The organism is Rhizobium sp. Leaf262 (genome assembly GCF_001422245.1).
Lineage (GTDB): Bacteria > Pseudomonadota > Alphaproteobacteria > Rhizobiales > Rhizobiaceae > Agrobacterium.
Window position 1 is genome coordinate 55189 of sequence record NZ_LMMM01000003.1, and the last position, 23544, is coordinate 78732.

The 23544-nt window shown below is 57.9% G+C and carries 23 protein-coding genes; 11 read left to right on the plus strand and 12 right to left on the minus strand.

The features are described from left to right. Positions 1-51: 51 nt before the first annotated feature. The 5 genes from mobB to moaA all read right to left on the minus strand — a co-directional run bounded on the left by mobB (position 52) and on the right by moaA (position 4439). Positions 52-564, minus strand: coding sequence for a molybdopterin-guanine dinucleotide biosynthesis protein B (gene mobB / locus ASF29_RS04825; protein ID WP_062449118.1), 513 nt, complete (start codon positions 562-564; stop codon positions 52-54). After that, the gene (gene mobA, locus ASF29_RS04830) at positions 561-1193 is read right to left on the minus strand and encodes a molybdenum cofactor guanylyltransferase MobA (protein ID WP_062449120.1); all 633 of its coding nucleotides are present in this window, start codon (positions 1191-1193) and stop codon (positions 561-563) included. Before mobA ends, mobB begins: the two co-directional genes overlap by 4 nt. Next, positions 1190-2407 carry a multidrug effflux MFS transporter gene (locus tag ASF29_RS04835; RefSeq protein WP_062449122.1) on the minus strand — a complete coding sequence of 406 codons (1218 nt, stop codon included), beginning with the start codon at positions 2405-2407 and terminating at the stop codon, positions 1190-1192. Before ASF29_RS04835 ends, mobA begins: the two co-directional genes overlap by 4 nt. Further along, positions 2404-3306: a DMT family transporter gene (locus tag ASF29_RS04840; RefSeq protein WP_062449124.1), complete on the minus strand. Its 903-nt coding sequence runs from the start codon at positions 3304-3306 to the stop codon at positions 2404-2406. Before ASF29_RS04840 ends, ASF29_RS04835 begins: the two co-directional genes overlap by 4 nt. 143 nt (positions 3307-3449) lie before the next feature. Continuing rightward, the gene (gene moaA / locus ASF29_RS04845; RefSeq protein WP_244473495.1) at positions 3450-4439 is read right to left on the minus strand and encodes a GTP 3',8-cyclase MoaA; all 990 of its coding nucleotides are present in this window, start codon (positions 4437-4439) and stop codon (positions 3450-3452) included. Positions 4440-4619: 180 nt separating this feature from the next. Between moaA and ASF29_RS04850 the strand changes: the two genes are divergently transcribed. The 3 genes from ASF29_RS04850 (at position 4620) to ASF29_RS04860 (ending at position 7514) form a co-directional block, all read left to right on the plus strand. Then, positions 4620-4988, plus strand: a complete 369-nt coding sequence (locus ASF29_RS04850) for a DUF971 domain-containing protein (RefSeq protein ID WP_062449128.1) — start codon at positions 4620-4622, stop codon at positions 4986-4988. A 37-nt stretch (positions 4989-5025) separates the two neighbouring features. Next, on the plus strand, positions 5026-6843 hold the full coding sequence (locus ASF29_RS04855; RefSeq protein ID WP_062449130.1) for a monovalent cation:proton antiporter-2 (CPA2) family protein: 1818 nt from the start codon (positions 5026-5028) through the stop codon (positions 6841-6843). Between the two features lie 62 nt (positions 6844-6905). Next, entirely contained in the window at positions 6906-7514 is a 609-nt protein-coding gene (locus ASF29_RS04860; protein WP_062449132.1) for a pyridoxamine 5'-phosphate oxidase family protein, read from the plus strand. Positions 7515-7544: 30 nt separating this feature from the next. Here ASF29_RS04860 and ASF29_RS04865 read toward each other — a convergent pair whose 3' ends face one another. Together ASF29_RS04865 and fumC are read right to left on the minus strand one after the other, a co-directional pair. Continuing rightward, positions 7545-8609, minus strand: coding sequence for a GGDEF domain-containing protein (locus ASF29_RS04865; RefSeq protein WP_062449134.1), 1065 nt, complete (start codon positions 8607-8609; stop codon positions 7545-7547). A 308-nt stretch (positions 8610-8917) separates the two neighbouring features. Next, the gene (gene fumC, locus ASF29_RS04870; RefSeq protein WP_062449374.1) at positions 8918-10309 is read right to left on the minus strand and encodes a class II fumarate hydratase; all 1392 of its coding nucleotides are present in this window, start codon (positions 10307-10309) and stop codon (positions 8918-8920) included. A gap of 490 nt (positions 10310-10799) precedes the next feature. Between fumC and ASF29_RS04875 the strand changes: the two genes are divergently transcribed. From ASF29_RS04875 to ASF29_RS04895, 5 genes are all read left to right on the plus strand, one after another. Continuing rightward, the gene (locus ASF29_RS04875) at positions 10800-12632 is read left to right on the plus strand and encodes a murein L,D-transpeptidase (protein ID WP_062449376.1); all 1833 of its coding nucleotides are present in this window, start codon (positions 10800-10802) and stop codon (positions 12630-12632) included. A gap of 63 nt (positions 12633-12695) precedes the next feature. Further along, positions 12696-13625, plus strand: coding sequence for a glutaminase (locus ASF29_RS04880; protein WP_062449136.1), 930 nt, complete (start codon positions 12696-12698; stop codon positions 13623-13625). 70 nt (positions 13626-13695) lie between these two features. Then, a complete protein-coding gene (ttcA, locus tag ASF29_RS04885) occupies positions 13696-14574 on the plus strand; it encodes a tRNA 2-thiocytidine(32) synthetase TtcA (protein WP_062449138.1) in 879 nt (292 codons plus the stop codon). A 48-nt stretch (positions 14575-14622) separates the two neighbouring features. After that, a complete protein-coding gene (locus ASF29_RS04890) occupies positions 14623-15450 on the plus strand; it encodes an inositol monophosphatase (RefSeq protein WP_062449139.1) in 828 nt (275 codons plus the stop codon). A 24-nt stretch (positions 15451-15474) separates the two neighbouring features. Continuing rightward, complete coding sequence (locus ASF29_RS04895) at positions 15475-16299, plus strand: inositol monophosphatase family protein (RefSeq protein WP_062449141.1); 825 nt, start codon at positions 15475-15477, stop codon at positions 16297-16299. A gap of 65 nt (positions 16300-16364) precedes the next feature. On the opposite strand, the gene ASF29_RS04900 is transcribed toward ASF29_RS04895, so the two are convergent. The 5 genes from ASF29_RS04900 to parE form a co-directional block, all read right to left on the minus strand. Continuing rightward, on the minus strand, positions 16365-17573 hold the full coding sequence (locus tag ASF29_RS04900) for a multidrug effflux MFS transporter (protein ID WP_062449378.1): 1209 nt from the start codon (positions 17571-17573) through the stop codon (positions 16365-16367). A gap of 135 nt (positions 17574-17708) precedes the next feature. After that, positions 17709-18041, minus strand: coding sequence for a Grx4 family monothiol glutaredoxin (gene grxD / locus ASF29_RS04905; protein WP_045230640.1), 333 nt, complete (start codon positions 18039-18041; stop codon positions 17709-17711). Positions 18042-18190: 149 nt separating this feature from the next. Next, a complete protein-coding gene (locus ASF29_RS04910; protein WP_244473491.1) occupies positions 18191-18454 on the minus strand; it encodes a BrnA antitoxin family protein in 264 nt (87 codons plus the stop codon). Beyond that, positions 18432-18701, minus strand: coding sequence for a BrnT family toxin (locus ASF29_RS23805; RefSeq protein ID WP_082453386.1), 270 nt, complete (start codon positions 18699-18701; stop codon positions 18432-18434). The genes ASF29_RS04910 and ASF29_RS23805 overlap by 23 nt, the downstream gene beginning before the upstream one ends. 110 nt (positions 18702-18811) lie before the next feature. Beyond that, positions 18812-20878: a DNA topoisomerase IV subunit B gene (gene parE, locus ASF29_RS04915; RefSeq protein WP_062449145.1), complete on the minus strand. Its 2067-nt coding sequence runs from the start codon at positions 20876-20878 to the stop codon at positions 18812-18814. A 173-nt stretch (positions 20879-21051) separates the two neighbouring features. On the opposite strand from parE, the gene ASF29_RS04920 reads away from it, so the two are divergent. The 3 genes from ASF29_RS04920 (at position 21052) to secG (ending at position 23463) form a co-directional block, all read left to right on the plus strand. Beyond that, positions 21052-21933 carry a dienelactone hydrolase family protein gene (locus tag ASF29_RS04920; RefSeq protein ID WP_062449147.1) on the plus strand — a complete coding sequence of 294 codons (882 nt, stop codon included), beginning with the start codon at positions 21052-21054 and terminating at the stop codon, positions 21931-21933. A gap of 186 nt (positions 21934-22119) precedes the next feature. Next, positions 22120-22890 (plus strand): triose-phosphate isomerase, encoded by a 771-nt coding sequence (gene tpiA, locus ASF29_RS04925; RefSeq protein ID WP_062449149.1) that lies wholly within the window; start codon positions 22120-22122, stop codon positions 22888-22890. A gap of 102 nt (positions 22891-22992) precedes the next feature. Then, positions 22993-23463, plus strand: coding sequence for a preprotein translocase subunit SecG (gene secG, locus ASF29_RS04930; protein WP_062449380.1), 471 nt, complete (start codon positions 22993-22995; stop codon positions 23461-23463). Positions 23464-23544 lie beyond the last annotated feature (81 nt).

Sequence of the window (23544 nt, forward strand, 5' to 3'; positions counted from 1 at the left end):
GATTGGCCGTGAAACTGCCTTTAGAGCGTTGTCATTTAACAAGGAAACGTTCTAAGGCCGGGTCAGGCCGACCGTTCTTTCGATGAAATCCGCAATGGCAGCCGTATTATCGAGATCGAAGACGGGCAGGGCAGTGTCCGCCACATGATGATCTGCTGCAATAGCGATGATGTTGGGGTCATTCGGTGCAAGTGGCTCCGTCTTCGCCGCATCACGTCTGCGGGCCTCTATCTTTGGAACCGGCTCGTATTTATAGCCTTCAATCAGGACCAGATCGCATGGCGCGATGCGGGCGAGAATTTCTTCAAAGGACGGCTCCGGCCCGCCGCGCAACTCGTGCATGATGGCAAAGCGGGTACCGGAAACGATGGTGACTTCATGCGCGCCGGCCTGCCTGTGGCGGTAGCTGTCAGCGCCGACCTTGTCGATATCGAAATCATGATGCGCGTGCTTGATGGTGGAAACGCGGTAACCACGTGCGGTGAGTTCAGTCACGATGCGGACGGCAAGGCCCGTCTTGCCTGAATTCTTCCAACCGGAAATCCCGAATACTTTCTGGGTCATTCACTCATGCTCTTTAGAAATGCTTCCGCCGTGGCAAGTTCATCCGGCGTATTGATGTTGTAGAACGGGTCTATGGACTTTGTCGCGCTTTCCAGTGGTGCGAAAGACACGCCGAGTGTCGCATGACGTGCGAGGAAACTGCGAATCCGACGGTTCTCTTCATCGACCAGCCAGGTTTCCAGATCATCGGCAATGGCGACTGGCCAAAGGCCGAAGACGGGGTGGACATGGCCGGAGGACGCCGCGATGACGATGGCGTTCTCGCCCGTCACATGTGCAGCCAGACGAACGGCCAGATCCGCAGGGAAAAAAGGGCTGTCGGCAGGGACGGTCAGGAAATGAGAGGCGGCGGACGCCTGGGCCGCGAAATATCGCATACCCGCAAGTATGCCTGCGAGCGGGCCCGCGTGACCGGCCTTGGTATCCGGCACCAATGGCAGGCCGAAATCCTCCGCCCAGCTTTGACCGGCATTGAGGGCGACCGCTGTCACCTGTGGGGCAAGATGATCAATGACATGCGACAGCAATGGTTTGCCGCCAAGCGGGCTTAGCGCCTTGTTGGTGCCCATACGTCGGGACAGCCCACCAGCAAGGATGAGGCCTGGTCGTGTAGTGGTCGATGGTGTCATTTCGCAAGGCCCTGGCTGTGGCGTCGTTCCTGCGTGCCAGTATAGGCGCTGGCCATCAATGCCAGAAGCGCTGTCAGCAGCATGACCAGCAGGAGTGGTGTGGTTCCGGTTTCTCGGGACAGAAGCGATGACGCAAGGACCGCCAGCCCGGCACCGCCGCCAATGGTCAGGGCGCCGCCAAGCCCGGATGCCGATCCGGCAAGGTGTGGCTGCACATTGACCATGCCCGCATTGGCGCTGGGCAGGGTGACGCCGTTTCCAATGCCGATGAGCGCCAGTGGCAGAAAGAATTCATAGTGGGTTTCGAGCCCCAGATAGGGCAGGGCCAGTGCACCGGCGATACCCGTTGCTGCGATTGCGTTCCCCGTCAGCATCATTCTGGATATGCCGATCCGCTGCGCATAGCGCCCGGACAGGAAGTTGCCGAGCATATATCCGCTGGCCATGAAGAAGAACTGCATGCCGAGCACGGCAGGTGTCAGTTCATAGAGCACGCTGCCAACGAAGGGCGCACCACCTAGAAACGAGAAGAACAGGCCGGACGAAAAGGTGGACGTCAGTGCGTAACCCCAGAACCGTTTGGAGCGAAGCAATTGCGGCCAGGCCCGGAATTGCGCCGAAAAGCTCGCCGATTTCTGATGGTTGGTTTCGCCGAGATCGAAGAAGACAAGAAGCAGCATGGCCATGCCACAGCATGCAACGAGGACGAAACTGGATTGCCAGCCGGATACATCACTGAGAAAACCGCCAATGGTGGGGCCGATCATCGGAACGGAGGACATGCCCATGGTGACGTAACCGATCATGGATGCGGCCCGATCGGCAGGCACCATATCCCGTACGATGGCACGCGATAGAACGAAGCCGGACGCGATGACGGCCTGCAACAGACGGCCGATCATGAAGATGGTGATGTTGGGAGCGACAGCGCAGATCACAGTCGCGATGACCATGACCACGAGGCATGCCAACAATACAGGACGTCGGCCATAGAGATCGGACAGCGGGCCGATGAACAGTTGCACCAAAGCGGTGGCCGCCAGGTAACCCGACACTGCAAACTGCATCACCGCGTAATCCGTCTCGAAATAGACCGCCATAGCCGCCAGCGAGGGCAAGAAGATATTGATGCAGAGAGCGGCAACGCCGGAAACGAGCACCAGTGTCGCGATGTGCGGCGGGTTCGATCTGTCGAGAAAGCGGACAGTCGTCATTGTATTCTCGTGGATGTCTTGGCAAGCGGTGGCTGTTTGCGCCTGCTTTCGCGATAGAACGTGTACATGCCGGAGGCCACGATGATGGCCGTGCCCAACACGATCCAGGAGTTCAGTCCCTCCCCGAAGACGAAGAAGCCGATGGAGAAGGCCCATACCATGCTGGTGTAGCGAAAGGGCGCAACGAAGGCAATTTCGCCACTGCGCATCGACAGGATGACGGCCTGATAGCCGATGACGACAAGCACGGCAGACGCGAAGAGATGCGACCAGACATAGCCATCCATCGGCTGCCAGCCGCCGAAGGGTATGATGAGCGCTGCACCGAAGATGGTGTTGACGAAGGCTGTGGTCATCGTCACCGTCATCGAGGGAATATCGGTATACATGCGTCGTGTCAGAAGATCGCGCCCGGCTGTGACGAAGACAGCCGCAACAACCAGAAGGGCTGCGGTCGTGAACCCATCCGGCCCCGGCCTGAGAATGATCAAAACGCCGATGAAGCCGACGAGAATGGCCGTCCAGCGCCGCCAGCCGACGGGTTCTCGCAGGAAGATGGCCGCGCCGAGGGTCACTGCCAGCGGCAGCGACTGCATGATGGCGGCAACATTGGCAAAGCCCATGGTGGCCAATGCGCTCAGATAGAGGATGGAGGCCGAGACCTCACACAGGCAGCGCATCAGGATGATAGGTCGCAATATCGTCTTCAAGGGTCGCAGAGCGCCCATGCGGCGCGCTATCACATAGACGAGGACGCATGTCAGCAGGCCGCGAACGAAAAGGATCTGACCGACATTGAGATAAGGTGTGACGGATTTGGTGAAGGCGTCGTTTATGGTGAAGCAAGCCATCGCGAGCGTCATGAGCAACGCGCCGCGCGTATTCTCCGTCAGTGCCATTACCACATTCCCAGATCCGCAACGGGCCGACACCGACACATTGCATGTCGTACGACTCCGCCCACTCCTCTTACATTGAATCCGTGGCATGCTGCCGAGGCGAATTCAATCGAATAATCTTAGATGAATGGAATAAAACGCGCTTAGCCGCCGGTCACGCTCATATGTCGAGCCACTGCCGGGCGTTTGTGGGTGCGGTCAATGATGAAATCATGACCTTTTGGTTTCCGCAGGATAGCCTCGTCGATGGCCTGTGACACCAGGGCATTGTCGTCGGAAGCACGAAGCGCGGTGCGCAGATCGGCAGCATCGTCCTGACCGAGGCACATGTAGAGTGTGCCGGTGCATGTCAGGCGGACGCGGTTGCAGCTTTCACAGAAATTATGCGTCATGGGCGTGATGAAGCCCAATCTTCCGCCGGTTTCTTTGACCGATACGTAGCGCGCCGGTCCGCCGGTCTGGTAGCCGATGTCTTCAAGCGTAAATGTCTCGGCCAGCGAAGCCCGGACCTGCGACAATGGCAGATAGCGGTCCGTTCTGTCCTCTTCGATGTCGCCCATCGGCATCGTCTCGATAACCGTCAGATCCATGCCGCGGTCATGGGCAAAGCGCATGAGATCGGGCAATTCGTGCTCGTTGAAATCTTTCAGCGCGACGGCATTCAGCTTGATCTTGAGGCCAGCGGCCAGCGCAGCATCGATGCCGCTCATGACCTTGGAGAAATCTCCCCAGCGGGTGATCTGGCGAAATTTTTCAGGATCGAGCGTGTCGAGCGAGACATTGATCCGGCGGACGCCGCAATCATAGAGTTCGGCGGCGTGGGCTGCGAGCTGCGAGCCATTCGTGGTCAGCGTCAATTCTTCCAGCGTGCCAGCATCGACATGGCGACCGAGATCGCGAACCAGCTGCATGATGTTCTTGCGCACCAGGGGCTCACCACCGGTCAGTCGGATTTTCCGCACACCTTTTGCGATGAAGGCGGAACAGAGACGGTTCAGTTCCTCGAGTGTCAGCAAATCCTTCTTCGGCAAAAAGGTCATATGCTCGGACATGCAGTAGGTGCAGCGGAAATCGCATCGATCCGTCACGGAGACGCGCAGATAGGTCACGGCACGCCCGAAGGGGTCGATCATCGGTGTCTTGCTCTCCAGCAAAGACGTCGCTTCCGGGAGCGTGCCAAGAAAGCTGTTCAACCTGAATATCCTTTGCGATCCGCGCTGCATGCCGAGATTACGTGTTATCATGTAGTGCCTTGCCCGAAGGCGGGCAAGGTCCTAAGTGTGCCGCATATTATCAAGCGACGGAAATGAAGAATGAGTGAGCCCTGGCCGACCGAATTGCGGGTTTCAAAAGAGCGGACAAGCCTGCGCGTGGAATTCGACAATGGTGCCTCCTATGATCTGCCTGCGGAAATGCTGCGTGTGCTCTCGCCATCCGCAGAAGTGCAGGGACACGGGCCGGGCCAGAAAGTGACGGTTCCGGGCAAGAAAAACGTCGCCATTCGCTCCGTTGTCGCTACCGGAAACTACGCGGTGCGGATTGCCTTTGACGATGGGCACGACAGCGGAATCTTCACATGGAAATATCTGCTGGAGCTTGGCCAGAGCGGCGACACACTGTTCGCCGCTTATGAGCGGGAGCTTTTGGAAAAAGGCTTGGGCAGAGAGCCGAAAATCCGCTAGCAGAGACATCAGGTTCATAAAGTGACAGGGGTGACACTTGGCGGTAGAGGGTAATGCAAACGATCTGGCGCAAGTGGTCGTTCTTCTGGCAGCGGGCGTCGTCGCCGCGCCGCTGTTCAAACGCATAGGACTGGGTTCGGTTCTCGGCTATCTGGCCGCAGGTCTCGTGATCGGCCCCTTCGGCTTCGGCGCCTTCTCCGATCCGCAGGCCATCATCCATATCGCCGAACTGGGCGTGGTGATGTTCCTCTTCATCATCGGACTGGAAATGCAGCCCTCGCGGTTGTGGTCGATGCGCAAGGATATCTTCGGGCTGGGTGCTTTGCAGGTGCTGACCTGCATGGCGGGCCTCACAATGATCGGCCTTGCTCTCGGTTTTTCGCTCATTCCGTCTTTTGTGGCCGGTACGGGTTTCGTGCTGACGTCCACCGCCATCGTCATGCAGATGCTGCAGGAGCGCAACAGCATGTCGACGCTGAAGGGTCAGCGCATCATTGCCATTCTGCTCTTTGAAGATCTGGCCATCGTGCCGCTTCTGGTTCTCGTCGCCTTTCTAGGCGCGGGCGGCGAGACGGTGACGCTGACGGAGAGGATGACGTCCATCGGTATCGCCTTGGCGGCCATCGTTGCACTGATCGTCGCGGGGCGTTATCTGCTCAACCCGTTCTTCCGCCTGCTGGCCTCATCCGGCGCACGCGAGGTCATGACGGCGGCTGCGCTGCTGGTCGTGCTGGGGTCGGCGCTGCTGATGCAGGTCAGTGGCCTCTCCATGGCCATGGGTGCATTTCTGGCGGGTGTTCTTCTGTCCGAATCATCGTTCCGGCACCAGCTCGAAGCCGATATCGAACCCTTCCGCGGCATTCTTCTCGGCTTGTTTTTCCTCGGTGTCGGCATGGCCATCGACCTGACGGTCATTGCCGCCAACTGGCAACTCGTGCTGATGAGCGTCGTGGCCTACATGGTGGTGAAGGCACTGCTGATTTACGCCGTCGCGCGTGTTCTCGGCACCTGTCAACGCGAGAGCATTGAACGGGCGGTGCTGATGGCACAGGGCGGCGAATTCGCCTTCGTGCTCTATTCCGCAGCGGCAGCCGTCGGCATTCTGGATGCGGAAGCCAACGCCGTTCTGACCGCGACCATCATTATTTCGATGATCCTGACACCCTTGATGGTCATCGCCCATGACCGCATCATGCCCAAGAAGCTTCCCGATACCGATGATCTCGAGTTGCCTGAAGACGTAGAGGGCAGCATTCTGATGATCGGTTTCGGTCGCTTCGGACAGATCGTCAGCCAGCCGCTTCTGGCGCGGGGCTACACATTGTCGCTGGTCGACAAGGATGCGGACTTCGTTCGCGACGCCTCCGGCTTCGGCTTCAAGGTTTATTACGGCGATGGTTCCCGCGCTGAAATCCTGCATGCGGCGGGTGCCGGCTCGGCCCGTGCCGTGCTGATCTGCGTGGACGACAAGGAAGCGGCCATTCGCATTGCCGAAATCGTCAAGCACGAGTTTCCTCTGGTGCCGGTGTTGGCCCGTGCCTATGACCGAGGTCATGCGCTCGATCTGCTCAAGGCAGGCGTGGATTATCAAATCCGCGAGACCTACGAATCGGCGCTGAACTTCAGCGAAAAGGTGCTGACAGCCGTCGGCGAAGATACGGATTTGGCCGAACGGCTGATCGAGGAATTCCGCGATGTCGACAAGGAGCGCTTTGCCCTGGAAGTCGTCGGTGGCGTTTATGCGGGAAGGTCGCTCATTCGCGGCAATGCCCAGCCTGCGGACATCGTCGCCGCCCGCACGGCACGCGAGCGCGCCGAACGGGAAGCACGCGAAGAGGCGGAAGAGCGTGGCTAGCTTTCGTCATGTTCGCATTCGGGCGATGTGCACATATTCCGTGATTTGAGGAGGAGATCATTATGACGATCATTCATTCGGTCGACGATTTAAAGAGTATCTACGGCGACGCGTCCGAGACGTCGATCCTCAAGGTGACATCTGTTCTGACGGTGGAATATCGCCAAATGATCGAGGCATCACCCTTCATGGCGCTGGCTACCGTCGGTCCCGAAGGCATGGATTGCTCACCACGTGGTGACAAGGGCGGTGTCATCCGGGTTCAGGATGAGAAAACCGTGCTGCTGCCGGACTGGCGTGGGAACAATCGCATCGACTCGTTGCTCAACATCGTCCGCGACCCGAGGGTGGCACTGATGTTTCTGGTGCCGGGTTCGAGCATCACCATGCGCATCAACGGCAAGGCCGTGATCTCCGTCGATCCTGAACTGCTGATGAGCTTCGAGATGGACGGAAAACATCCGCGCACGGTGACCGTTGTCACGATCGACGAAGTCTATTTCCAGTGTGCCAGGGCGATCATCCGCTCCGAGCTGTGGAACCCGGAGAACTTCGTGGATTCCGCATCCTTGCCGTCCACAGGCTCGTTGCTGAAGTCGGCCAAGTCGGATTTCGACCGGGAGGCTTATGACAAGGCGCTTCCCGAGCGCATGGCAGGCTCGATATGGTAAGGTAAGGCATGTGGAGCCGGGTCAACCGGCTCACTGCTTGTAGATCAGCCAGCTCTTGCCTGTGTAGTTCTTCTGCATGCCCTCTTCGAAGAACACAGTGCGATTTCGCCCTGTTTCCTTGGCATGGTAAAGCGCAGTATCGGCGCGGGCGTAGAGCTCGCCGGGATTCTGGGCCTGGGATGCAATCGAGTATCCGATGGAAATGGTCACCTGACCGTAGTCGATGCCCGACTTTGAATTTCGGAAGGGCGTCTTTTCCAATGATGTGCGGATGCGCTCGCAGACCACGTTGATTTCGTCCTGGCTGCTGCCTTCGAGGATGATGGCGAACTCTTCGCCGCCGCTGCGGGCCACGAATCCGTCGCGGCGGACATTTGCCCGGATAACGGAAGCGACTGTCGCCAAAATCTTGTCTCCGACAGGATGACCGAAAGTGTCGTTGATCCGCTTGAAATTATCGACGTCGAGCAGAACCAGACCGGAAAACTGCAGCGCCATCGTATTGTCATACATGGACGCCAGCTTCTCGTCGAAAGCGCGCCGGTTGGAAAGCCGCGTCAGGGAATCGGTATTGGCGATCCGCTTGTACTCGTCCAGCTCCAGCCTGACCTGCTGCATTTCCTCCGCATGGCGATCCACACTTTTGGTCGTGCTTTCGTTCTCTGCCATCTTGTTGCCGGTGGCTTCCGCCAGCATCGAAATGGCCGTGCGCAACAGATGTGCGCTGGAATGACTCTTGTCGGAAATACCGGCGCGGGTCTCATCAAGAATACGATTGTAGTTTTCGAGACATGTCTGCTCGTGCTGCAAGACCAGAAGCAGGCCGCTGAGCTCCGAGTTGAGCTTTTCGCGCGCAGCCTCGAGAAGCTGTCCATGCGTGTGGTCGAAATACCGTCCGCCGAGTTCATCGAGCTCCTCCTGCGTGGCACGGCTTCCCAGCGCTGCGAGGTCTCGTGTCAAGGCGGGGTTGGACCCGATATAGGCTTCGTAGAACAAGTTATAGTTTCGAGGGATGGGCACCACACCCATATTGCGCATGGCAAAAAGAATTTGCGATGCGATATCTGGTCCCTTGGGCGTTGACGGGGTCGTCATCAAGTCACTCCCGGAAATGACGTTCGTATCTTACACTTGCTTGTGTCTAAAGTTCTTTTGGAAATCCTGGATGACGCAAATCTCTATTGATTGCGCCAGAAGATATCCCAGTAAACCTTCATTCTATTCCCAGGCGTTATTTTTATAATTAGAATCGCCTAAATCAGCGAAGGCCATTTCCCATAGCATTTTACGGGTCAAATTGTAGAGGTAAAATCTTATAGGGTCGTAAAATTCTGCAATGTTTTGAACGAAATTCCGCACGTCCTGAAAAGGAAGCGGTCGGGCTGACCGCTTCCTTATTCGGCTTACTTAGGCCCGATCATGTTCTCCGGGCGAACATACTGATCGAATTCCTCATTGGTCAGGTAACCGCCGCCGACGGCTTCCTCGCGCAGGGTCGTGCCGTTCTTATGCGCGGTCTTGGCGATCTTGGCGCAGGCGTCGTAGCCGAGCTTGCTGTTGAGCGCCGTGACCAGCATCAGCGAGTTTTCGACACCCTTCTTGATGTTGTCTTCACGCGCTTCGATGCCAACAACGCAATTGTCGGTGAAGGACACGGCTGCATCGCCCAGAAGCTGGACGGATTGCAGGAAGTTATAGGCCATCATCGGGTTATAGACATTGAGCTCGAAGTGACCCTGCGAGCCCGCAAATGTGATTGCTGCCTGATTGCCGAAGATGTGCGCACAAACCTGCGTCAGCGCTTCCGACTGGGTCGGGTTGACCTTGCCCGGCATTATGGAAGAGCCGGGTTCATTTTCCGGCAGTGCGAGTTCTCCGAGTCCTGCGCGTGGGCCGGAGCCGAGGAAGCGGATGTCGTTGGCGATCTTGAAGAGGGCTGCTGCTGCGGCGTTGATGGCGCCGTGGGCAAAGACCATGGAGTCGTGGGCTGCCAGCGCTTCGAACTTGTTGGGTGCGGTCACGAAGGGCAGGCCGGTGATCTTGGCGATCTCGTCTGCGACCTGCTCGGCAAAGCCGATGGGTGCGTTGAGGCCCGTGCCGACGGCAGTGCCGCCCTGTGCCAGTTCGCAAAGGCCGGGAAGCGTCAGTTCGATGCGTTTGATCGAGGAAGCGACCTGCGCGGCATAACCGGAGAATTCCTGGCCGAGCGTCAGCGGCGTTGCGTCCTGCGTATGGGTGCGGCCGATCTTGATGATGTGGGCGAAGCTCTTCGCCTTGGCGTCCAGCGCTGCATGCAGATGCTTGAGGCTTGGCAGGAGGTGGTGGACGATCTGCTCTGCGCAGGCAATGTGCATGGCCGTTGGGTAGGTGTCGTTGGACGACTGGCTCATATTCACATGGTCGTTCGGGTGAACCGGCTTCTTGGAGCCCATTTCACCGCCGAGCATTTCGATGGCGCGGTTGGAGATGACTTCGTTGGCATTCATGTTGGACTGGGTGCCGGAACCGGTCTGCCAGACGACGAGCGGAAAATGGTCATTGAGCTTGCCGTCGATGACTTCCTGCGCGGCCTTGACGATGGTTTCGCCCAGTTGCGCGTCCAGCCCGCCGAGCGCCACGTTGGTCCGGGCAGCGGCCTGCTTGACGATGCCGAGCGCACGAACAACCGATGCAGGCTGCTTTTCCCAGCCGATCTTGAAGTTTCCGAGCGAACGCTGTGCCTGAGCGCCCCAATAACGGTCGCTAGCAACGTCGATTGGGCCAAATGTATCGGTTTCGGTGCGTGTGGCTGTCATCAGTCCTGCCTCTCCTGTGTGTTCCTCCGGCAAGACGGCTTTCCCGCCAGCCCTGCGCGCGCAGGACATATAAAGCGATAGCGCAACCATGGAAAGCCTGTCTTGGCGGGCGGCCCAGATATTTCGCAACTCATCGGCGATTTGCGGCACCGCGAAGGAAAGTATCGATGCGTGGCTTTTGGGTAACGTGCATCCCAACCGCAACAGTTGCTGCAGCATTGGTCCGGCTGTCGAAAACTTGTTTGCGCAATATCAAGAAATTAAAGAGAAATTTAACTATTCTCGCCAAACGTGGAGCCATGCCGGAGCGAAGATTTTTCGCGATGGGACCTCATCTCTGGCACTGGATCGGCCTTCGCGCGTTTCTTCCCAAAAGAAGGCCAATCAGCTAGACAGACACATACTCTTTACATGCGCTCCAATGACTGAGGGCGCGGACGCGGCGAGGACTAAATTGCAAATCACTTCAGGAAAAACATCGACGGCGTTGATACTGGCTCTCGGTCTTTCCGTTTCGGCGGCCTTGCCGGGCACGGCGGGCGCCGTAACGCTGATGGACCTTCTTCGCGGTGGACCGGGCAAGGTCGAGCGTGAACGCCAGGACCGTGGTTTGCCGGGTGTGACCGAGCGCAGCACGTCCGCGCAGCGCGATGTCGATCCCGAACCGCTGCCGCGCGTATCGGGCCCGCGCTATTACACATACAAGGCAGACGCCACCCGTACCGTCGACACCTCGAAGTTTCCCGCAGGCCTTGCCGGTGTGAAATTCTCCGCCACACCTGAAATCGCCAAGGCGCTGGAAGGCTATTACAGCGCAGGCAGCCAGCCGCTGTGGGTTGAAAATGGCGATCTGAGCGCGCGCGCCAGCGCCGTTCTCGCTTTTTTCGAGACTGTCGGCGAAAGCGGTCTGAACCCCGCCGATTACAGCATCTCCGCACCCTCGCAGGATGTGACGGCCAGCATTACCGCAGAGCCGCAGGCCTCCGTACAAACCGTTGCGCTCAACGAAGGGCAGACGATTTCGCCTGCCATGATGCAGTTTGAACTGGCGCTTTCGGCCAAGGTTCTGGCCTACGTTCAGGACACGGCGCGCGGTCGCATCGATCCGAACAAGCTGTCCGGCTATCATGATTTCAAGCGCAAGACGGTCAATCTCGCGCCGGTTCTGAAACTTGCGGGTCTGAGCCCGGACGTTGCCGCCTATCTGCGCAGCCGCGAGCCTTCCAACCCGGAATATCAGGCGCTCAAGTCCGAGCTTGCCAAGCTGCGCAATGAAGACAAGGACGCGACCCACAAGGTTGTCGTGCCTGCAAACCTCGTTCTCAAGCCCGGTGAAAACAATCCGGAGATGGCAACCGTCGTAAAGGCCATCGAGCATCGTTCTTCTGCGTCGCTGAAAAGTGGCCATGCGTCGACGCTGACCGGCTATCAGCAGACACCGGAATACACACCAGAACTGGTCGATCTCGTCAAGGCGTTCCAAAGTGAGAACGGCCTGAAGGCTGACGGCGTCATCGGTCGCGCCACCGTGCGCGCAATGACCGGCGACAGCAACGAAGCCAAGATCGCCAAGCTTGAAGTTGCGATGGAGCAGGTACGCTGGTTGCCAGCCAATCTGGGCGACCGTTTCGTCTTCATCAACCAGCCTGCTTTCATGGCGTATTACCACAATGAAGGCGTCGAAGACTTCGGCATGAAGGTGGTTGTCGGTTCCAAATCGAACCAGACCTACTTCTTCCAGGACGAAATTCAGACGGTGGAATTCAACCCTTACTGGGGCGTTCCGCAGTCGATCATCATCAACGAGATGCTGCCGAAGCTGCGTAACGATCCATCCTATCTGGATCGCCTCGGTTACGAAGTTTCCGTCAACGGTCGCGCGGTATCGTCCTCCAGTGTCAACTGGTATGGCTCCACCAACGCCGTTTCCGTTCGTCAGCCGCCAAGCAGCGACAATGCGCTGGGCGATCTGAAGATCCTGTTCCCGAATGCGCATGCCATCTACATGCATGACACGCCGTCGAAGAGCTTCTTCAACCGCGATATGCGTGCACTCAGCCACGGCTGCATTCGTCTGGTCGATCCGCGCCGCATGGCAGCAGCAGTGCTCGGCACCACGCTCGATAACGTCAACAAGCAGATTGCCGCCGGTCAGAACCGCGCCGTGCAGGTCCCGACGAAAATTCCGGTTTACGTCGCCTACTTCACAGCCTGGCCCGACAAGGACGGTAAAGTGCAGTATTTCGACGACGTCTATGACCGCGACAGCTATGTCATGAAGGCCTTCGACGCGACGACTAAGGCAAGGGCGTCTTCGATCTAAGGCACGCAGATACTCTTTTAAAAGCGCCTTCACGGGCGCTTTTTCTTTATCAGGGAATGGGCCATGCAAAACATTCAGCCGGTTATCGATTCCATCTACGACATCATGCAGTCGCGGCTGGGCGAGGGGAAAGTTGCCGACTATATTCCCGAGTTGGCCAAGATCGATCCCAAACAGTTCGGCATGGCCGTCACGACCGTCGAAGGCGAAACTTTCGTGGCGGGCAATGCACAGACGCAATTTTCCATTCAGAGTATTTCCAAGGTCTTCATGCTGACGCTGGCGCTTGGCAAGACCGGCGAAAGCGTGTGGAAACGCGTGGGGCGTGAGCCGTCCGGTTCCGCTTTCAACTCCATCGTCCAGTTGGAGCGGGAATCCGGTATACCAAGAAATCCCTTCGTCAATGCCGGCGCCATCGTGGTGACGGATATGGTGCTGGCCGGGCACCAGCCGCGTGAGGCGATTGGCGAATTGCTGCGCTTCATCCGCTATCTCGCCGATGACGAAACCATTTCCATCGACAACAAGGTGGCGCAATCCGAGCAGGCGACTGGCTATCGAAATTTTGCGCTGGCCAATTTCATGCGCAGCTTCGGCAATCTGCATCATCCGGTTGAGCACACGCTGGGGGTCTATTTCCACCAGTGCGCCATATCGATGAATTGCGTGCAGTTGGCGCGGGCAGGGCTGTTTCTGGCCAATCGCGGTCGCAACCCGATTACCGGCCATTCGGTGGTCTCCGATCGCCGGGCGCGGCGTATCAATGCCCTGATGCTGACCTGCGGTCACTACGACGGCTCGGGCGATTTCGCCTATCATGTCGGTCTGCCGGGCAAGAGTGGAGTAGGTGGCGGCATTCTGGTGGTGGCACCCGGCAAGGCCTCCGTCGCCGTCTGGTCTCCCGGCCTGAACGAGGTCGGTAACTCGGCACTGGGTTCGGAAGCGCTGGAAATGCTGGCAAACGAAATGGGCTGGTCCGTATTCGGGGCTTGATCTTCCCGGCATATGCGGGCATTCCCTGAAGCCGAGCGCTGACGCGCGTTCAGGAACGAGCGAGATTGCCATGAACATTGCCGCAGATATCGATGACATGCCAGAAGGCGTCGAGCCTGACGAGCAGGGTGGCGCGCATCCGCTGTTTGCCAATGCGCCGCGCTCCGTGTCCTTCAACAAGCTGCGCAAGCGGCTGTTGCGCAATGTGCGCCAGGCCTTTGACGATTTCGATATGCTGAAAGGCCAGAAGCGCTGGCTGGTGGGCCTTTCCGGCGGCAAGGACAGCTACGGTCTGCTGGCGCTGCTCTTGGATTTGAAGTGGCGTGGCCTTCTGCCGGTCGAGCTGATTGCCTGCAATCTCGATCAGGGCCAGCCGAATTTTCCCAAGCACATCCTGCCGGACTATCTGACGAAGATCGGCATGCCGCATCGCATCGAATATCGCGACACCTATTCCATCGTGAAGGAAAAGGTGCCGGCGGGCGGCACCTATTGCTCGCTCTGTTCGCGGCTGCGTCGTGGCAACCTTTACCGCATCGCCCGCGAGGAAAGCTGCGACGCGCTTCTTCTAGGACACCACCGCGAAGACATTCTCGAAACCTTCTTCATGAACTTCTTCCATGGCGGGCGGCTGGCCGCCATGCCGCCAAAGCTGATGAATGACGAAGGCGACCTGATGGTGCTGCGTCCGCTGGCCTATTGCGCCGAAGACGACATGGCGAAATTTGCCTCAGCCATGGAATTCCCGATCATTCCGTGTGATCTCTGCGGCTCTCAGGACGGCCTTCAGCGCAACGCCATGAAGGACATGCTGGCCGATATCGAGCGACGAATGCCGGGCCGGAAAGATGTGATGCTGCGCGCGATGGCGCACGTCAATCCGTCGCATTTGCTGGATACCAAGCTTTTCGATTTCTCCGCGCTCACTGTCACTGATCCGTCATGCTAGGAGAATAGGTCGTGAAGCCTCTCTCCCATCTTTTCAAAGAAATCCTTCATGACCCTTTCCGATACCGATCTTGATTTCCTCGTGGCCACGGTTGCTGAGGCAGGCGTGACCGAAATTCTTCCGCGCTTCCGCAATCTCAGCGCATCCGATATTTCCCAGAAGACCTCGGTTGTCGATCTGGTGACGGAGGCCGACATTCTGGCCGAAAAGCGCATCACCGCCGCACTGCTGGACCGTTTCCCCAAGGCGCATATCGTGGGTGAAGAAGCCTATGACGCCGATCACTCTGTCATTCCGGCGCTCTCCACGGCAGAGCTTGCTTTCGTGATCGATCCCATCGACGGTACATTTAATTACGCCTCCGGCTTTCCGGCCTTCGGTACCTTGCTGGCCGTCACCATCAAGGGTGAGACGGTTGCGGGCATCATCCATGATCCCGTGATGGGTGACACGATTGTTTCCGTCAAAGGCGCAGGCGCGACGCTCAAACGCAAGAATGGCAGCGAGGCGAAACTGTGCGTGGCCGATGCGGTTGATCTCTCGCAGATGGTGGGCATATTCTCCTGGGGCCACAGCTTCGAAGAGCGCCGCCCGATCATCGCCGCCAATATGACCAAAGCAAAGATGGCGCTTTCGCTGAATTGTTCGGCCCACGAATACTGGCTGGTTTCCACCGGCAAGCTGCACTTCATCGGCCATGAAAAACTGATGCCGTGGGACCATCTGGCCGGTGTGCTGACGCATCAGGAAGCGGGCGGTTACACGGCCAAATTCGATGGCACGCCCTATCGACCCGGCGATCTGACCGGCGGCATCTTATCTGCGCCCGACAAGGAAAGCTGGAAAATGCTTCGCCGCGAAATCGTCGGCCTGTAATTCGACACTGAGGAAGGACTAAACATGACCGTGGAACTCGACATCGCATCTCTGGCCAACGCCTTGCAGGAAGCCGCAGCCGTGGAAATACTGCCAAGGTTTCGCAATCTGGGCGAGGATGACGTGCGGGTGAAGACCGAGGCCATCGACCTCGTGACGGAAGCCGACGAGGCGGCAGAGCGCCTGATCCGCGCCCGCGTAGCCGAAGTCATGCCGGACGCGCTGTTCGTCGGCGAGGAAGCAGTGGCCGCAGATCCTGCACTGCTGGGCAAGCTCGGCGACGCCGATCTGGCCGTGGTGGTCGACCCCATCGATGGCACATTCAACTTCGCATCCGGTCTGCCGCTGTTCGGTGTGATGTTGAGCGTGATCTCCAAGGGTGAGACGGTCGCAGGCATTATCTACGATCCCATGGGCAACGACTGGACCATTGCGGAAAAGGGAAGCGGTGCCTGGATGTGCAGCGCTGACGGATCGCAGTCTCAGATGAGCGTCGTACCGGCGCCCGAACTATCGCAGATGATCGGCATTGCGAACACCGGCTACTTCGAGGGTGATGTTCGCCGTCGCCTGCTGGGCAATCTGGCGGATGTGCGCCTGTTCACCAGCTATCGCTGTGCCGCCCACGAATATCGCATCTTTGCAGGCGGCCATATGCACTTCCTGATGTACAACAAGCTGATGCCGTGGGACCATTTGGCAGGCACGCTGATTTCGCAGGAAGCGGGCGCATACGCTGCGCGTTTCGATGGCTCGCCCTATCTGCCGCATCACGTTGAAGGCGGACTTTTGCTGGCGCCCGATCAGGAAACCTGGGAACTGCTGCGCGAGAAAATCTTCACCGTTTAAACTGTTTTCGATGAAAACAGAAAGGCGCGGATGTCACCATCCGCGCCTTTGTTTTTGGAGATACCTCAATGAGTCGGCGGGTTCTGCGGTTGAAACAGAACGCCTTTTTCTCCGATCAGCACGAAGACAAGGCCGATAACCGATACGACGAAGAAGCCTGCGACCATGGGCAAGGCCGTGCCGTTGAAGGCCTGACCGATAGCAGCACCAATCAGCGAACCGCCGATCGTGCTCATGAAGCCGATGACCGACGACGCTGTTCCGGCCACATGGCCGAGCGGCTCCATCGCCAGCGAGTTGAAGTTCGAGCCGATGAGGCCGAATTGGAACATCGACAGCGCAAACAGCAGGATGAAGAACAAGAAAGGCATCGGCTGCGGGCCGAAGATTTGCGCCAGCAGCCACACGAAGGTGATGACGATGAAGCCGATCAGTGAGCCATGCGAAAGCTTTCGCATGCCGAAACGTCCAACAAGCCGCGAGTTGAGAAATGACGACAGCGCCATGAACAGAGCAACGCCTGCGAAGGCCGCAGCAAACCACGCACCCAGACCATAGATGCCCTTATAGACCTGCTCCGCCGAGTTGATGAAACCGAACAGGGCACCAAAGATAATCGTGCTGGCGATGGTGTAGCAAAGCGCAACCCGGTTGGTGAGGACGATCTTGAAGCCGTTGATGACGGAGGAGACGGTGAGAAGGCGCACGTCTTCTGGATGCAATGTTTCCGGCAGACGCAGATACATCCAGACGGTGACGATGACGGCAATCGCGGCCATGAAACCGAAAATGAGATGCCAGTCGCCGAAGAACAGCACGATCTGCCCGGTTCCCGGCGCAATGACCGGCACGACCATGAACACCATCATGATCAACGACATGACTTCCGCCATCTGGCGACCGCCATAGATATCGCGGACGATGGAGACCGTGATGACACGCGTGGCGGCAGAGCCAATGCCCTGAATGAAACGCAAAATCAACAGCCCGGCAAAGGACGGTACGAAGACGACAGCGATGGACGATACGATGTAGATGGCAAGACCGAACAGCATCGGCTTGCGACGCCCGAAACGGTCTGAAATTGGCCCGTAAAACAGCTGCGAGATACCAAAGCCGATCAGATAGGCCGAGATGACATATTGGCGATGGTTTTCGTTGTCGACACCCAGCGATGCGCCGATTTCCTGCAAGCCCGGCAACATGATGTCGATGGCAAGCGCGTTGAGCGCCATCAGCGCTGCAGCAAGCGCGATGAATTCCGTACGCCCCATGGCAATGGTGCGAGCCGGACCGGATTGTGAAAGATTTGTCACGGAATTTGTCCCAAAAGAACGGCAAAGGCGTCGCTTGGGGCAACGCCTGGGCAGGTTTTTAAAAGTAGGGGGGCCGGGGTATCCCGGCCGGAATCACGCCGCGCGGACGCTGATACCCTGTTCCTGAAGTTGTTCCTGAAGCTCGCCCGACTGGAACATCTCTCTCACGATGTCGCAGCCGCCAAGAAATTCGCCCTTGATGTAGAGCTGCGGAATGGTCGGCCAGTTGGAATAATCCTTGATGCCCTGACGCAGATCGGCATCTGCAAGAACGTTGATGCCCTTGTATTCCACGCCCAGGTAATCGAGAATCTGTACGACCTGCCCGGAAAAACCACACTGCGGAAACTGCGGTGTGCCTTTCAGAAAGAGCACGATATCGTTGCCCTTCACTTCGCCGTCGATCATGTCGTGAATGCCGCTCATGGCCATTTCCTTTCACACGCGGTTCAAGGCCGCTGCTTCGTTTGTTCTTAAATAACATGGTGGCGCGTGATTTCCAGCCATGAAAGGCAAAAAATCAAAGGCGATGACGCATATCGGCTATGTGTCGACCGATGGCTGGGATGGGAAGCCTAAGCCTGATCAAGACCTGCGGCTTTCTTCAGCACCTCGTCAATACGCGCCTGCCAGCCGGGACCTGTTGCCTTATAGTGCTCAACCACCTCCGGGCTCAAGCGAATGGAGAGCGCAACTTTCGTTGGGGTCTTTTGTCGGCCGCGTGTCTTGGGGAAAAACGTGGCGATATCACTTGGCAGTTGCGAGGTTGGTTTCGCACGCCCGAAATCTGCGTCGGTCCATTCCGGGTTGTCGACATCAATGACTGTTTTGTTTGACATAACGGTCATATTCCTTCTTGTGCGCTCGGCGCAGACTGATAGCGCGTAGCCGCCCGTTACGATGGGTGAAAGCAAGACAATGGGGTACGTCATCGATCAGGCCCCACGCGCGGTATCTAACTTCGCCATATTTATTACGATCATCCTCAAGGAAGGCGAGAATATCGAGGTCGGCTGCACGTGACAGCGAAATCCCGTGCTTGTCAAAGTTGATCTCATCCTTGTCAATATCGAATTCGATTTCCATATTGTATATACGATTTGATTAAGTGAAAAGCAATATAATTAAATCGGGGAAGCAAATTTGAAGCTTCCCCTGTCATAAATTCACGCCAGTCCTATCCACTACCGTTACCTTCAGATATCCAGATTTTCCGCAAATGCTGAGCGATCCTGAATGAACCGGAAGCGTGCATCCGGTTTGGTGCCCATGAGATTGTCGACGGCTTCGCGGGTGCCTTCGAAATCCACGTCATCGATTTCCACGCGCAGTAGCGTGCGCTTGGAGGGGTCCATGGTGGTTTCCTTCAGCTGCGCGGGCATCATTTCACCAAGGCCTTTGAAGCGGCCGATTTCGACCTTTTTGCCCTTGAAGACGGTTTCCATCAGTTCGGCGCGGTGCGCGTCGTCACGGGCATAGACCGTTTTTGCACCCTGGCGGATGACGTAAAGCGGCGGTACGGCGAGATAGAGATGGCTGCCGCGAATGAGTTCCGGCATTTCCTGATAGAAGAAGGTGATCAGCAGCGAGGCGATGTGTGCGCCATCGACGTCGGCATCGGTCATGATGACGATGCGCTCATAGCGCAAATCCTCGTCGCGATACTTTGTGCGCGTGCCGCAACCCAGCGCCTGAATGAGATCGGCGATCTGCTGGTTGGCAGACAGCTTTTCGCGGCTGGCACTGCCGACGTTGAGGATTTTACCGCGTAGCGGCAGGATGGCCTGATTGGCGCGGTTGCGCGCCTGCTTGGCCGAACCGCCAGCCGAATCGCCTTCTACGATGAAAAGTTCGGCACCCTCAGCCGTGTTCTGCGAACAATCCGCCAGCTTGCCGGGCAGGCGCAGCTTGCGCACGGCGGTCTTGCGGTTGACTTCTTTTTCCTTGCGGCGGCGAAGACGTTCTTCGCAGCGTTCGATAACCCAGTCCAGCAGCTTGGCCGCTTCGTTGGGGTTGCCTGCGAGATAATGGTCAAACGGATCGCGCAGCGCGTTTTCAACGATACGCTGCGCTTCGACGGTCGCAAGCTTGTCCTTGGTCTGGCCGACGAATTCCGGCTCACGGATGAAGACCGAGAGCATGCCGACGGCGGAAATCATCACGTCATCGGTTGTGATTTCGCGGGCGCGCTTGTTCTGCGTCAGTTCAGCGTAATTCTTCAGGCCCTTGGTCAGCGCGATGCGAAGCCCGGCTTCGTGCGTGCCGCCTTCAGGCGTGGGAATAGTGTTACAATAGGAATGCAGTTGCGCATCGCCACCGTACCAGGTGACCGCCCATTCCATGGCGCCGTGGCCACCAGTCTTTTCCGTCTTTCCGGCGAAGATTTCCCGCGTGACGGTGAAGTCCTTGCCGAGCGTGGCCGCCAGATAATCCTTCAAACCACCGGGGAAGTGGAACACGGCCTTTTCCGGGATGTCACCATCCGGTGGCACCATGCCGGGATCGCAGCTCCATCGTATCTCGACGCCGCCGAACAGATAGGCTTTCGAACGCGCCATGCGGAAAATGCGTGCCGGTTCGAACTTTGCGTGATCTCCGAAGATTTGCGGATCGGGGTGGAAACGCACACGCGTACCACGACGATTGTGCACATCGCCCAGTTCCTCAAGCCCACCCATGGGAATGCCGCGCGAAAAGCGCTGGCGATAGAGCTTGCGGTTTCGGGCCACTTCCACTTCGAGCAGGTCTGACAGGGCATTGACGACGGAGACGCCGACGCCGTGCAGGCCGCCCGAGGTCTCATAGGCCTTGCCATCGAACTTGCCGCCCGCATGCAGCTTGGTCATGATGACTTCGAGCGTGGATTTGCCCGGCACCTGCGGATGGTTTTCCACAGGAATACCGCGACCATTATCGCTGACGGTCAGAAAGCCTTCGGCATCGAGATGCACTTCGATGAAATTGGCGTGGCCTGCGACTGCCTCGTCCATCGAGTTATCTATGACTTCGGCAAACAGATGGTGCAGCGCTTTTTCATCCGTGCCGCCAATATACATGCCGGGGCGCATGCGCACGGGCTCGAGCCCTTCCAGCACGCGAATGGAGGATGCGCCATATTCCTGCTCGGAGGAGGTGGTTACCAGCGCAGGCTTAGACACGCTGGCAACGGCTTTCACCGCAGGCGCAGGTTTGGCTACAGCCATGTCCGGCTCCTGTGGCTTCGATGCGGTTTGGCTTGAAAAGAGATCGTTGCTATCGTCCATTGTGCCCAGTTCAATCAGAATTTGGCCATGCGAGCAGGCTTATGATGTGCCAGTAATGGCAACGCCCATTTGCTACTCAAGCACGGATGATCGGTTTTCGCGTCGTCCAAGGATTGCGCCGCGCTTGCTCGGATGGCAAGTGTTCTGGCTGAATTGAACGGGTTCCTCAAGGCATGTCCACAGCTATCTTCACCTTTTGTACTCTTTTTTGCCTGTCTGTTGCCGTCGTGCCAGCCTCGGCGCAAGGCACCGCCGGGCCATTGAAACCTTTCAAGGATGAGCTGTTTTCCAGCCAGACGGTGCTTTCCACCGGCGATAACGGTGCATCTGAAATCATCGATTATCAGGAAATGCGCGACATCAACGGGCGCGACGAAACGCCGGAACGCCGTGTGAAGCGACAATATGTCGATCTCGCACCGAAGAAGTTCCAGGAGCTGGAAACACTTTCGGTCGGGGGCAGGGCGCTGGATGTTGGCCGCGTGGGTGCGGCCAGCGGGCAGGCGTTCACGGTCATCTTCATTCACGGTCGGGGCGGAGACCGCAGACTGGGCATGAACGACTATACGTTCGGCGGCAATTTCAACCGGCTGAAGAACCTCGCCGTCGCCAATGGCGGCACCTATTACGCACCGAGCGTGAAAAGCTTCGATGAGAAGGGCGTCGCCGATATTGCAGCCCTGATTGCCGATGCGAAAGCGAAATCCGGTGGGCGTCCCGTCATCCTAGCGTGCGCCTCCATGGGAAGCTTCATTTGCTATGGCATCAGCCGTGACCAGAAAGCGGTATCCGACCTGAAAGGCATGGCCATTTTGGGTGGCGCGGTCGATCCTGATTTTCCGAAAAGCGCTTACGTGAAAGCGAAGGAGCCAGTCTGGTTCACCCATGGCAGCGAAGACAGGGTCTATTCGGCAGAGCAGCAATCCACGATGTTCCGCTCTTTGCTGAAAGCCGGGCAGCCGGTGCGGTTCACGCTGTATAAAGGCGGAACGCACGGTACTCCGGTACGCATGACGGATTGGCGGGCCGTGTTGAACTACCTGATATCACGTTGAGCATAAAAGAAGCGGTTGGCTGATCGAAAATCGACAAAATGCGACGATTTTGACCAAAGTTTTGAACCGAAACCTTTCTTTTTTGTACCAAATGATCTCGCTAGCCTTTAAGACTTAGCCTGTATCTGCCGTTACCGGCGTCCGGTCTATCCCGGCGCCATGTTAGTTAAGAGGAATGGATCGCTTATGACCCCTGATGTTCGCCCGCTCGTCGCTGGAAACTGGAAGATGAACGGAACGCGCGAGTCGCTCGATCAGATCAAGGCGATGGCCGAAGGTGTCAAAGGGGCGCTGTCCGAAAAAATCGATGCACTGATCTGCCCGCCCTCCACGCTGCTCTACGTGGCAACCGCGCTGTGCGATGACAGCCCGCTGTTGATCGGCGCGCAGGATTGCCATCAGAACGCATCCGGTGCTCACACCGGCGATATCTCCGCCGAGATGATTGCCGATTGCTTCGGCACCCACGTCATCGTTGGCCATTCCGAGCGTCGTACGGATCACGCCGAAACCGACCACCTCGTTCGCGTCAAGGCCTCGGCGGCACACGCCGCAGACCTCGTTGCCATCGTCTGCATTGGTGAAACGGCGGATGAGCGCAAGGCGGGCCAGACGCTGGATATTCTCAAGCGTCAGTTGGCTGGTTCCCTGCCGGATGAGGCGACTGCGGCAGATACCGTCATCGCCTACGAACCCGTCTGGGCCATCGGCACCGGGCTGACGCCAACGACGCAGGATGTGCGGGAAGCACACGCCTTCATGCGCGATGAGCTGGTCAAACGCTTCGGTGCGGAAGGCAAGGGTATGCGCATTCTCTATGGAGGCTCGGTCAAGCCCGGCAACGCGCTGGAACTGATGGGCGTCGAGAATGTCGACGGCGCACTGATCGGCGGGGCCAGCTTGAAAGCATCCGATTTTCTCTCCATCTATGCGGCATACGAGCAATTGACGGCTTGATCGCTTCTTTCGTGTTACAGGGGCTTGGAATACGCTTTCGCCTCATGTAAAGAGCCGCAAACTTCTTCATTGTGCTCCCAACGGGGCATGGAATGGATTGTCATGCAGAACGTACTGATTGTTATTCATCTCATGATCGTGCTGGCGCTTGTCGGCGTGGTTCTGATCCAGCGTTCCGAAGGCGGTGGCCTTGGTATTGGCGGTGGTTCGGGCTTCATGTCCGCACGCGGTACGGCAAATGCCCTGACGCGCACCACGGCCATCCTCGCGGCGCTGTTCTTCGCAACGTCCCTCGGTCTTGGTCTTCTGACCCGCTACGAATCGCGTCCCACCGATATTCTGGACCGTATTCCCGCCACACAAGGGCAGGGTAACGGCATTCTGGATACGCTCGGTCCATCGTCTGGCACGCCTGCGGCTCCGGCACAGAACGGCGTTCCCTCGACGAATGGCGCTGCTGCTCCGGCTACAGGCGCTGCGCCTGCCACGGGTACGGCTCCGGCTACGACGCCTGCCACTCCGGCACCAGCGACACCGGCTCCGGCCAACAACGCAGTTCCAACCGGCCAGTAAAACCGGTTCAATCCTATCACTCCGGCAGGCCAAAAGCCTGCCGGTTTTCTTTTGTTTAGATTCCGGGCAAGCCTGCCGCAT